Origin of the sequence: Plantactinospora sp. KBS50 (genome assembly GCF_002285795.1) — a bacterium.
Taxonomy (GTDB): Bacteria; Actinomycetota; Actinomycetes; order Mycobacteriales; family Micromonosporaceae; genus KBS50.
On the sequence record NZ_CP022961.1, the window covers coordinates 3745016 to 3757242 of the forward strand.

The following is a 12227-nucleotide window of genomic DNA, read 5'->3' on the forward strand; positions in this document are numbered from 1 at the left end:
CCACGTACCAGCGGTGCCGGCGGATGCTGGCCGAGGAGTACCGGCCGGCGCCCGGCCCGTCCCCGATGCCGGCCAGTTCCGCGTGGGTCCGGCTGACCGGCCGGCCGGCGTTGCGCACCTCGCCGGCGTACGGGCGCCGCCGCGGCGTACCGTTCCGCGGCGGACGCGCGGCTCGGCGCCCCGTCCCTCGCGCGCGGCTATGCCGGCCCGGTCGATCCGCGGGTGATGAGCCGGGGCGTGGAGTCCAGGAACGCCCCCGGTTCGGCGCCGGCCAGCACGTCGAACAACCGGCGCGCGACGTGCGAACCGAACGCCACGACGTCGTGGCTGAGCGCCGAGAGCGTCGGATACGTGTACGCGCAGAACGGCGAGTCGTCCCAGGCGACGATCGACACGTCGGCCGGCACCCCGAAGCCCAGTTCCAGGGCGACACCGAGCCCGGCCACCGCCATCACATCATTGTCGTAGACCAGGGCGGTCGGCCGGCCGGACCCGGTGAGCGCGGCCCGGGTGGCCCGGGCACCGGACTCCGGCGTGTAATCGGTGCGCAGCAGCAGCGGATCCAGCCCCAGGCCGGTCATCTCCGCCACGAACGCGTCGTTCCGGATCCGGGTGTGCGCCAGAAAATCGAGGCCGGACACCCGGGCGATGCGGCGGTGACCCAGCCCGGCCAGGTGCCGGACCGCCTGGCGGGTGGACTCGGCATCGTCCGTCCAGACGCTCGTCAACCCCCCGGCCACGCCCGGGTCGCCCACCGCGACCACCGGCAGCGCGTTCGGCTGGACCGACAGCTCCACCCTCGGGTCGTCGACCGCCAGGTCGACCAGGATCACCCCGTCGACCCGTCGGGCGTTGCGCCACTTCTTCAGGGTCGCCAGCTCGTCCCGCGGGCTCGCCGCCACCTGGAGCAGCAGCCCGTACGAGCGACGGGTCAGCTCCGCCTCCAGCCCGGCGATGAACTGCATGTAGAACGACTCGACGCCGAGGGTACGCGGATCGCGCGCCAGCACGAGGCCGAAGGTGTCCGTCTTGGCCTCGGCGAGGGACCGCGCGGCGCTGGTCGGCGCCCAGCCGAGTTCCTCAGCCAGCCGCAGCACCCGCTGCCGGGTCTCCTCCGAGACACCCTTCCGGCCGTTGAGGGCGAACGACACCGCGCCCACGGAGACCCCGGCGCGGCGGGCGATGTCACTGATCGTGACCCGCTTGGGCGATGGTCGTGTCACCGGGTCCACCCTCGGACAGGTGCCCGCGCGGCATCGAACAACCACGATGGGCAGGGTCCTCCATTAGATCAGGTTGCCGCATTGCCGGGAAGATGACGCGATGTCGCGCATGCCGCACACGCGCGGTCGACCCCATCAAGATCAGGTGTTCGTCAGCGACCTTCGCGCAGCCTCGGTGGGCAGAGCACTCGCCTTGTAAGCGAGATGTCTCCGGCTGCGATCCTTGCCCGCTCCGGTGGTGGCCCGCGCCGGGCGTGCACGCCGAAGAGACTCCGTGACCGGCTGCGTGAGCGGAACGCCGAAGCGACCCGCGACGCACCCTCGCCCGCCGGCGACTGACATTCGGCCCGCCGTCCGTGTGGATCGTGGATGTTTACGGCCCCCTGGCGGGTAACAAGCATCCACGATCCACTCACCCGCCGGCGCCAACGCCACCACGGAGCTTAAGTTGCAGTCCTCGCCCGCTCCGGGGAACGGGCGCGGCTACGTGCGAGCGCTGGAGGCGGTCACCGGCCTGCCGATCGTTGCGATCCTCACCCGGGCCGAAGTCCGGGTGCAGCGTCCTCATCCGTCGGGTTGGGCCGGTCGGGGCGGAGTGGGTTGCGATCCTCACCCGGGCCGAAGTCCGGGTGCAGCGGTTCCTGAACTGCGAAGATAGCCGATCGGCTATCTTCGCCCGAGACAGGGCACGCCCGATATCGTACGCCCGTTCCTTTTTGCCGCTTGGGAACGTCGCGGCATTTCGCGGTCAACTACGGGTTCCTAGATCATCTTAGTTCACGGCGGCGGGCAGACACCTCGACGAGTCCGGGCCAGGCGGGCCGAGTTTAGTCGACGAAATTCCGCCGGATCCCGTTGATCAAAACCCTTTGTCGCGCGAGAGAGCGCTCCCCCACGCGTACACGTCTTGATCGACGGGAGGGGTCGGAGGTAGGCGGCAGGCGTGGGGGTGCGCCGGTTCCGAACCGGAACCGGCGCACCCGGTTGGCCAGCCCGATCAGAAGCCGGTCATGCCGGCCCCGTACGGGTAGAGCGGGTTGCCGTAGTTTGTCGCCGGTTGCTGACCGGCGTCGATGCTGGCGCGGATCTGGTTGCGTTCCGCAGTGGTCGCGCCCAGGTCGTACGGCAGGTCCCAGGATTCCACCGCGTCGGCCGGGATGTCGGTGCCGCCGGGGCGGAGCACCTGGTCCAGGCTGCGGGGCAGTTGCCAGGGTAGTTTGCCGCTGGGCGTGTAGTCGCCGAACAGCAGGCTGGCCAGCGCCGGCCCCATCTCCTCGCCGCCACGGTAGGTGACCACGATGGCGCTGGCCAGGTCGCGCCATTCGGTGATGACGTACGGCCGGGGCAGCACCAGGGCGACCACGACGGGGATGCCGCGGGCGCGGAAGTTCTGGATCACCGCGAGTTGGTCGGCGGGCAGGTAGGGCTGTTCCTTGGGCCAGTTGGTCGCGTGGGTGTAGGAGGTCTCCCCCACCGCCACGATGGCCAGTTTCGGATTCGGTCCGTCGCCGGAGTAGACGTTCACCCCGGCCTGGGTGGCACGGTTACGGATCGCGGCGAGCATGGTCTGCGAGCCGTACTCGGCGTGGAAGAAGCTGGTCCAGACGCAGCATGCGGTGGTGTCGTCGGCGCGCGGGCCGGCGACGACGATGTTGTCGCCGGGGTTGAGCCGGATCGGCAGCACGCCGCCGTCGTTCTTCAGCAGCGTCATGGCTTCCCGGGACGCCTGGTTGGCCAGCGCGGTGTAGGCCGGCTGGTGGAACCGGTACGGGCCGTTGACCGGGTCGCCGTACGGGGCCTCGAAGATCCCGAGCTGGAACTTCAGCCGCAGGACGCGCCGGACGGCGTCGTCGATGCGGGAGGTGGGCACGTTCGCGGTGAAGGTGGCCATCGAGAAGCCCTCGGCGCCGGGGTCGGCGCCGCCCATCACGTCGGATCCGGCGTTCGCGGCACCGACCCAGGAGCCGGAGGGGAGCCAGTCGGTCGTGATGAGGCCCTGGTAGCCGAGGTTCTGCCGCAGGTACGCCAGGATCGGCGCGCTGTCGCCGGCGCCCGGTCCGCCCGGGTCCAGGTAGGAGCTGCCCGCGTACCCGGGCATGATGTTGACCGCGCCGGCCTCCATGGCCGCGCGGAACGGGATCATGTGGTATTTGATCGTCACGCCGTCGTAGACGATCAGGGCCTCGCCGCCGGCGCCCTCGCCGGGCCAGTGTTTGACGGTGGCCAGCACCGAGTTCGGGTTCAGCTCGGGACCGCCCTGCAGGCCGGCCACCAGGGCGCGTACCTGGGCGGCGGCGACCTGTGCGTTCTCGCCGTTGCCCTCCTGGATGCGCGGGTAGATCACCTTGGTGCCGACCTCGGCGAGCGGGCCGAGGACGCCGCGGGTGCCGACTTCGAGCTGTTCGCGCCGTTGCATGTCGCCGAGCTGGTAGTCCAGCCGGTAGTCCTTGGCGGCGGCCAGGGCGCTCTGCATCGGGTACGTGGTCTGGTAGCCGTGGATGGTGTCGCCGGCCGAGACGAACGGGATGCCCAGCCGGGTGCCGGCCGAGGCGAGCAGCTGGGTGTGCAGGTCCTGCGCCTGTGCCGGGCCGAAGTGCCAGCCCGAGCGCGGGAACTGCTGGGCGTTGTAGAACATCTGGTACGCCTTTTCCTCGGTCGTCATCCGGCCGAGCAGGTCCGACACCCGGGTTTCGACCGGCTGCCGCCAGTCCTCGTACGGCTCGATGGTGCCGTTGCGGTTGAGGTCCCGGCTGCCGGCGACGATGTTGATGCCGTCGGCGACGGTTTCCAGGGTGGGCAGGTAGACGCTGAAGCGCCGGATGTTCGAGGTGAGCGCGGTGCCGCCGACCGAGGTGATGTACCACTTGTAGGTCCAGCGGTCCGGTAGGTCCCAGGTGGGGGTGTACGACGTGCCGGTCGGTTCGGCGACCTTGGTGTAGAGGTCGATGAGGTTGCCCGAGGCGGTGAAGTCGTAGTCGGTGCGGCTGATGTTGATCCAGACCTGGTAGCGGGTGGCGCCGGAGACGGCGGCCCAGGTGAGGGTGGGCCGGCGGGTGGTGGTGATCATGGCGCCGTCGCCGGGTGCGCTGAGCGCGAACTGGTTGAGCGTGCCGGGTGGCCTGGTGGGGCCGGAGAGCATCGGCGGGGTGCTGGCGGTCTCGTCGAGGGTGCCGTACGCCTGGAATTCCCACAGCGAGTAGCCGTACCCGGTGGCCCGGGCGGTGCCGTAGAAGCGCAGGTAGCGTCCGGTGCCGCTGACGGTGAGTTGTTCGACTCCGCCGGCGCCGGTGGTGGTGGAGTAGATCGTGGTCCAGGTGGTGCCGTTGGTCGAGGTTTCCAGCCGGTACGCGGTGGCGTAGGCGGCCTCCCAGTTGAGCACGACCCTGTTGATGGTGGCGGTGGCGCCGAAGTCGACGCGTAGCCACTGCGGGTCGGCGAAGCTGCTGGACCAGCGGGTGTTGGTGCGGCCGTCGAGCGCGGCGGCGGGTGCGTTGCCGCCCTCCCAGGAGGAGGCGTCGACCTTCTTGAACTCGGAGATGGGCCGGCCGCTGGGGGGCGGGGTGGTTCCGGTGGTGCCGTAGACCCGGAACTCCCACAGCGAGTAGCCGTATCCGGTGGCGCGGGCGGTGCCGTACATCCGCACGTACCGGCCGGAGCCGGAGACCGCGAGGGTCTGCGTTCCGCCCGTACCGGTGGTGGTGGAGTAGATCGTGGCCCACGGCCCGGACGGGCTGGCGGAGGTCTGGATCTGGAAGGCCGTCGCGTAGGCGGCCTCCCAGACCAGCTGGACCTGGTCGACGGTGGCGGTGGCGCCGAGATCGACCTGAAGCCACTGTGGATCGGCGAACGCGCTCGACCAGCGGGTGCCGGTGTCGCCGTCGGTGGCGGCCGACGCGGGGGTGCCGGCCGCTTCCGACGAGGAGGCGGTGGTCGGTTTGCCTTGCGAGATCAGTGGCCCGGCTGCGGCGGCGGGTCCGGTGGGGACGGTCAGGTACGCGGCGAGCAGCGCGAGCAGTGCCGCGTAGACGGCGCCGGAGCGGCGCCGCTGGTGTGGGGTGGGTGGTGCAGGTGGCGCCGGTGGTGGCGTGGGCATGGCGACTCCCATCGACGGGCTTGCGGCCAGGCAGAGTGAGAGCGCCCGGGTACCAGGGTCGGCTCATCGAAGTCCATCTGTCAACAACCTTTGTGGTTTCTGTGGAGCGGGGCCGCAGGTTGCCGACGCACACCTTGACAAGAGCACCGCCCTCGGGGCAGTTTCGGACGGGAGAGCGCTCTCCGACGGTCCACCACCCCGCAGGAGATGCCATGTCCACCCCCGCATCCACCCCACAGGTCCGACCACCCCGACACCGACCGGCATCCGCCGGCCGCCGCCCGCGGCCGCACCGCCGCCTGCTCACCAGCGCCGCGGCCGTCCTCGCGCTGCTGTCCGGCAGCATCGTGGCGAGCACGCCGTTCGCCGCGGGCGCGGCGTCCCCGCTGATCTCCCAGGGCCGCGCGACGACCGCCTCCACGAGCGAAACTCCCGAAACACCGGCCTCGGCCGCCACCGACGGCGACACCGGCACCCGCTGGTCGAGCGCGTTCGCCGATCCACAGTGGCTTCAGGTCGATCTCGGCGCCACCGCCACCGTCGACCAGGTCCAGCTGGTCTGGGAGGCCGCCTACGCGCGGTCCTTCCAGATCCAGGTGGCAACCGCGCCGGGCGGTCCGTGGACCACGATCTACTCCACCACCACCGGTACGGGCGGAACGCAGACCCTCGCGGTCTCCGGCTCCGGCCGGTACGTGCGGATGTACGGCACCGCCCGCGCCACCGCGTACGGCTACTCGCTGTGGGAGTTCCGGGTGTACGGCAGCGCGGCCTCGGCCGCCTGCACCGGGAACGCCGCACTGAACCGGCCGGCGACGGCCTCCTCGACCGAGAACGCCGCGTCACCGGCCTCGGCCGCGGTGGACGGCAACACCGGTACCCGCTGGTCCAGCGCGTTCGCCGACCCGCAGTGGCTGCGCGTCGACCTCGGGAGCACGCAGACCCTCTGCCAGGTCGTGCTGGACTGGGAGGCGGCCTACGCGCGGTCCTTCCAGATCCAGGTGGCAACCGCGGCGGACGGTCCGTGGACCACGATCTACTCCACCACCACCGGTACGGGCGGAACGCAGACCCTCGCGGTCTCCGGCTCCGGCCGGTACGTGCGGATGTACGGCACCGCCCGCGCCACCGCGTACGGCTACTCGCTGTGGGAGTTCACCGTGCGCACCACCTCGGGCTCCAGCACCCCGCCGCCGACGACCCCGCCGCCCACCGGCGGTTTCTGGGGCGACACCGGCTCGATCCCGGCCGCCCAGAACGTGCTGATGGTGAAGGTGCTCAACCGGACCAACGGCCAGTACCCGGACAGCCAGGTGTACTGGAGTTACAACGGGCAGTCGCACTCGATCGCCGAGCAGCCGTACTTCGACATGCCGGTGAACACCGCGGGCCGGATGTACTTCCACCTCGGCTCGCCGACCAGCCAGTACAGCGACTTCATCGAGTTCACGGTCGGCGCGGCCCAGTTCAACGGCAACACCACCCGGGTCGACGGGTTCGCCCTGAAGCTGGCGATGCGGCTGCACTCGCACACCGGCACGGACGTCTCCGTCGGGGAGAACGAGGCGACGTTCGCCGAGAGCCGGACGGTGACCTTCCAGCGGTTCTCCGACGCGATGCCGGCCGAGTTCAAGCACCTGGCCACGATCGAGGCGCCGTACCGGATCCCGTCGCCGGGCAACACGCCGCAGTTCCAGGCCGGCGGCCAGTACGCGAACTACTTCAGCAGCTACGCCTCGTCGGTGGGGCTGCCGGCCAGCGCCACCGAGATCTTCGGCTGCGCCGGCCCGCTGGCGGGCAACCCGAACGGCTGTGCGGCGCTCAACCGGCACGTCGCGCAGTTGCCGCAGGCGCAGTGGTCGAACCCGAGCCTGTTCTACCAGCAGGCGCCGGCGAACTACTACGCCAAGTTCTGGCACGACCGGGCGATCAACAACCGGTCGTACGGCTTCCCCTACGACGACGTGGCCGACCAGTCCTCGTTCGTCTCGGCGGCCAACCCGCAGTGGTTGCTGGTGGCCGTGGGCTGGTGAGCGGCCCGCCGCGGTGAGTTCGGAGCCGGAGCCGGTGGGCGGCGCGCCGCCCACCGGCTCCGGCCCACCGGCTCCGGCCCACCGGCTCCGGCCCACCGGCTCCGGCCCACCGGGTACGCCGGTCGAGCGAACGGTCCACGGCGCCGTTCGGGCCGGCCGGCGTATCGTCGCGGGCTGGGCGGGGCACCGGACGTGCCCGGCGGCGACGAGGCGGAGGCGCGATGGCGACCCGGGACCCACTGACCCGCTCGGCCACGCCGACCACGTCCCCCGCCCACGGCTCGATCGGGCTGTTGACCTGCGTGGCCTTCGCCGTCGGCACGATGGTGGGCGCCGGGGTGTTCGTCCTGTCCGGCCTGGCCGTGCAGCGGGCCGGACCGGCCGCGATGCTGTCGTTCGTACTGGCCGGGGTGCTGGTGCTGCTCTCGGCGCTGTCCTTCGCGGTGGTCGCCAGCCTCGCGCCGCCGGGCGGCTCCGGCTACGCCTACGTCGGCGTCGCGCTCGGCACCCGGCTCGGCTTCCTCACCTCGTGGGCGTTCTGGCTCGGCGGGGTCATCGGGGTGGCGTTCGTGCTCAACGCCTTCGGCAGCTACCTGCACGACTTCTTCGTACCGGACGCCTCCGCGCTGGTGGTGGCGGTCCTCGCCGCCGTGCTGATCGCCGGGCTCAACCTCGGCCCGGCCAGCCTGATCGGCCGGGCCGAGACCGCGCTGGTGGCGGTCAAGGTCGCCATCCTCGCCCTGTTGGTCGTCTTCGCCTTCGTGCACCTGGGTCGCGCGCACCTGACGCCGTTCACGCCGCACGGCGGCGGCGCCGTGCTGACCACCAGCAGCCTGCTGTTCGTGGCGTACCTCGGGTTCAACGTGGTGACGAACATGGCCGGCGACGTACGGCGACCGCAGCGGACCATCCCGCTGGCCATCCTGATCAGCATGGCGCTGGTGGCTCTGATCTACGTGGGGGTGGTGGTCGCCCTGCTGGCCGGCGGGATCAGCAGCTACGACGAGGCCAGCGTCGGCACCGCGGCACGGCACCTGATCGGCGGCTGGGGCGGGGTGCTCATCCCGATCGGCGCGCTCATCTCCACGCTGTCCGCCGCCAACGCCAACACGCTGGGCTCCTCGGAGATCATGGTGCGGCTCGCCGCCGACCGGCAGGTCCCGACGGCCGCCGGCCGGCTCTGGCACGGCCACCCCGCGGTGAGCGTGCTGGCCGGTGCCGCCATCTCGGTCGTCCTGCTGCTCACCGGCGACATCCAGACCATCGTGGCGCTCGGCAACGTCGCGGCCATCGCGGCGATGGTGCTGGTCAACGCCGCGGCCGTGCGCGCCCAGCGGAGCCGGGACGGCCGCGGCATCGCGCTGCCCGGCGGGCCGCTGCTGCCGGCGCTGGGGCTGCTCACCGCGGCGGTGCAACTGGCCTTCATCGCCTGGTGGCAGACGCTGCTCGGGCTGCTGCTGGTCGCCGCCGGCCTCGGCCTGCACGCGCTGCGCGGCCGGCACCACGCCGGGCACCACGCCCGGATCGTCGAGCAACTGGGCCGCAACGCCGGCCCCGCGGGGCGCGCGCTGGCCCGCCGGCGATGACCGCCCAGACCCGATCCGGCACGGCTTGATCCGGCAGGGCTGATCCGGCAGGGCCGATCCGGCGGGACCCGATCCGGTCCGGCCGGCCCCGGGGGGCGAATCTGTGACCGGACCGACCGGTGCGTTCGCCGCGGGCAGACGTTATAGTCGTCATGACCATAACTAGCCCGAGGAGGACCGATGCTGGCCTGGCTGGCACAACTGATCGCACCGCTGAACGCGGTGCTGTTCCGAATCGGCAACGACGCCGTGTCCTGGGCCGAACTGCTCGGCTTCGTCAGCGGCGCCGCGTGCGTCTGGCTGACCGTCCGCTCCTCCATCCACAACTTCTGGGTGGGGATCGCCAACTGCACGTTCTTCCTGGTGCTGTTCGCCACCGCCCGGCTCTGGGCCGACGGCGGACTCCAGATCGTCTACATCGTCCTGGGGATCATCGGCTGGTGGCAGTGGCTGCACGGCGGCGCCGACCGGGGCGCGCTGACCGTCCGCCGGGCCACCCCGCGCACCCTGGCCGGATGCGTCGGGTTCGTCGTGGTGGCCACCTGGGGGCTGACCGTGCTGCTGACCGCGGTGCACGACTCCGCCCCGTTCTGGGACGCGCTGACCACCGCCATCTCGCTGGCCGCCCAGTACCTGTTGAACGCCAAGCGGGTCGAGACCTGGCTGTTCTGGATGGCCGCCGACGTCGTCTACATCCCGCTGTACGCCGCCAAGGGGCTGGTGCTGACCGCGGTGGTGTACACGCTGTTCCTCGGCATGACGATTCTCGGCCTGCGGGCCTGGCTCGCCGCCAGCACCCCGGGCCGGACCGGCGTATCCGCGCCGGACGGCACGACCGGGTCCGGGCCGGCCGCCGCGCCGGCCGGCGGGACGGGGGTGCCGGCGTGAGGACGTACCGGCACGGCCTGGTGATCGGCAAGTTCTACCCGCCCACGCTCGGCCACCACCACCTGATCCGCACCGCCGCGGCCCGGGCCGACCGGGTGACCGTGGTCTGCATGGCCTCCGCCGTCGAGTCGATCCCGCTGGCCGACCGCGTCGACTGGCTGCGCGCCGAACACGCGGCCGACCCGGCCGTCACCGTGGTCGGCGTCCGCTGCGACGCCCCGGTCGACCTGACCGACGGCACCGTGTGGGCCGCCCAGGTCGCCAGCATGCGCGCCGCGGTGGGCACCGCCACGGACCTCCCGGTCGACGCCGTCTTCACCGGCGAGGCGTACGGGCGGGAGCTGGCCGACCGGTTGCGCGCCGACCACGTACCGGTGGATCCCGGCCGGACCAGCGTCCCGGTCAGCGGCACCGCGGTCCGGGCCGACCTGGCCGGCGGCTGGGACCTGCTGGCGCCGGCCACCCGGGCCGGCCTGGCCACCCGCGTCGTGCTGGTCGGCGCCGAGTCCACCGGCACCACCACGATCTCCCGGCTGCTCGCCGACCACTACCGCGACCTCGGCGGGGTGTGGGCCCGGACCGGGTGGGTCGGCGAGTACGGCCGCGAGTACACCGAACTCAAGTGGGCGCGGGACCGGCGCGACCAGCCGGACCTGGCCCTGGACGATCTGCGCTGGGGACCGGAGGACTTCGACGCGGTGGCGACCGGGCAGATCCGCCGGGAGGAGGCCGCCGCGCGGGCCGGCTCGCCGCTGCTGGTCTGCGACACCGACGCGTTCGCCACCGCGGTCTGGGAACGCCGCTACCTCGGGCCGCGGGCACGCGCCGGGCAGCCGTGGGCGGCCGGGGCGGCACGCCGCGCGGTCTATCTGGTCACCGACCACGACGGCGTAGCCTGGGTCGATGATGGACTCCGGGAGGGCGACCAGCAGGTCCGGGCCGCGATGACCGGCTGGTTCACCGACGCGCTGACCCGGGCCGGGGCGTCCTGGGTGCTGCTCACCGGCGACGTCGGGCAGCGGCTCGCGCTCGCGGTCCGCACCACCGACCTGCTGCTGCGCCGGGCCGCCACGTTCGCCCCGCCGATCCCCGAGACGACCCACCCGGGTCCCCGTTCCCGCACCGCCACCCGCGGCACCACCCGCACCACCGCCGGGCCGGTGGCCCGGTGACCGGCCAGCGGCATGCGGACCGGCCGGGTGAGGACGCGTACCTGGCCGGCTACGACCCGCGGGCGTTCCCGCCGTTCGCCCTCACCGTGGACCTGAACATCTTCACGATCCGCGGCGGCGTGCTCACCGTGCTGCTGATCCGCCGCGGCGACCACCCGTACCGGGGCTTCTGGGCGCTGCCCGGCGGCCACGTCACACACGGCCGGGAGTCCGCCGACCGGGCCGCGGTCCGCGAACTCGGCGAGGAGACCGGGCTGGACTGGGCCACCGTCGGCGGGCATCTCGAACAGGTCGGCACGTACACCGACCCGCGCCGCGACCCGCGGATCCGCGCGGGCCTGCACGTGGCCTCGGTCGCCTACGTGGCGCTCGCCCCGCGACTGCCCGAGCCGACGGCGGCCAGCGACGCGGCGCAGGCCCGGTACTGGCCGGTCGAGGACCTGGACCTGGCCGCCCAGCGCGCCGCCTGGGAGGCCGGCGAGCCGTACGCCGGCGACGTGCCGGTGCTGGCCTACGACCACGCGCTGATCCTGTCCGATGCGCTGGAGCGGGTCCGGGCCAAGCTGGAGTACAGCACCCTGGCCGGGCAGTTCGTCACCGAACCGTTCACCCTCGCCGACCTGCGGCGGGTCTACCAGGCCGTCTGGGGGTACGCGCCGGACCTGGCGAACTTCCGGCGCAAGATGCTCAACGTCCCCGGCTTCCTCATCCCGACCGACGAGCACCGGCCGGCCGCCAGCGAGCGCGGCGGCGCTCCCCCGCTGCTCTACCGGCGCGGCGCGGCCCGCTGGATCGTGCCGCCGTTCACCCGGATCAGCCCTTCGACACCTGATTGATCCGCACCTGGTTGCCGGCCGGGTCGCGGAAGGCGCAGTCGCGCACCCCGTACGGCTGGTCCATGGGCTCCTGGAGCACCTCGGCGCCGGTGGCCTCGATCCGCTCGAACAGCCGGTCCACGTCGTCGGCCTGCAGGACCAGGCCGGACAGCGACCCCTTGGCCAGCAGTTCGCGCAGCGTCCGCGCGTCCTGCGGCGAACGGCCCGCGCCGACGGACTGCAGGACGATGCCGAGGTCGGGCTGGTCGCTGGGGCCGACGGTCAGCCAGCGGGCGCCCTCCATCGCGACGTCCTGGCGCACCTCGAAACCGAGCGCGTCGCGGTAGAACGCGAGCGCGGCCTCGTGGTCATCGACCTCCAGGAAGGTGTACTGCAGGGTGAGTCTCATGCCACGAA

At 72.3% G+C, this 12227-nt stretch carries 8 protein-coding genes; 5 read left to right on the forward strand and 3 right to left on the reverse strand.

Going from position 1 to position 12227, the window contains the following annotated elements; genetic code table 11:
* Positions 1–197: 197 nt before the first annotated feature.
* Positions 198–1223 carry a LacI family DNA-binding transcriptional regulator gene (locus tag CIK06_RS16455; protein ID WP_095567898.1) on the reverse strand — a complete coding sequence of 342 codons (1026 nt, stop codon included), beginning with the start codon at positions 1221–1223 and terminating at the stop codon, positions 198–200.
* Between the two features lie 997 nt (positions 1224–2220).
* Positions 2221–5316, reverse strand: coding sequence for a discoidin domain-containing protein (locus CIK06_RS16460; RefSeq protein WP_095565566.1), 3096 nt, complete (start codon positions 5314–5316; stop codon positions 2221–2223).
* Between the two features lie 212 nt (positions 5317–5528).
* On the opposite strand from CIK06_RS16460, the gene CIK06_RS16465 reads away from it, so the two are divergent.
* The 5 genes from CIK06_RS16465 (at position 5529) to CIK06_RS16485 (ending at position 11831) form a co-directional block, all read left to right on the forward strand.
* The gene (locus CIK06_RS16465) at positions 5529–7349 is read left to right on the forward strand and encodes a discoidin domain-containing protein (RefSeq protein WP_095565567.1); all 1821 of its coding nucleotides are present in this window, start codon (positions 5529–5531) and stop codon (positions 7347–7349) included.
* Between the two features lie 221 nt (positions 7350–7570).
* Entirely contained in the window at positions 7571–8935 is a 1365-nt protein-coding gene (locus CIK06_RS16470) for an APC family permease (RefSeq protein ID WP_095565568.1), read from the forward strand.
* Between the two features lie 180 nt (positions 8936–9115).
* Positions 9116–9823 (forward strand): nicotinamide riboside transporter PnuC, encoded by a 708-nt coding sequence (gene pnuC / locus CIK06_RS16475; protein ID WP_095565569.1) that lies wholly within the window; start codon positions 9116–9118, stop codon positions 9821–9823.
* Positions 9820–10995 (forward strand): AAA family ATPase, encoded by a 1176-nt coding sequence (locus tag CIK06_RS16480; protein ID WP_095565570.1) that lies wholly within the window; start codon positions 9820–9822, stop codon positions 10993–10995. The genes pnuC and CIK06_RS16480 overlap by 4 nt, the downstream gene beginning before the upstream one ends.
* Positions 10992–11831: an NUDIX hydrolase gene (locus CIK06_RS16485; RefSeq protein ID WP_232533668.1), complete on the forward strand. Its 840-nt coding sequence runs from the start codon at positions 10992–10994 to the stop codon at positions 11829–11831. The genes CIK06_RS16480 and CIK06_RS16485 overlap by 4 nt, the downstream gene beginning before the upstream one ends.
* Here the strand turns inward: CIK06_RS16485 and CIK06_RS16490 are convergent.
* On the reverse strand, positions 11809–12219 hold the full coding sequence (locus CIK06_RS16490; RefSeq protein WP_095565571.1) for a VOC family protein: 411 nt from the start codon (positions 12217–12219) through the stop codon (positions 11809–11811). The genes CIK06_RS16485 and CIK06_RS16490 overlap by 23 nt on opposite strands.
* Positions 12220–12227 lie beyond the last annotated feature (8 nt).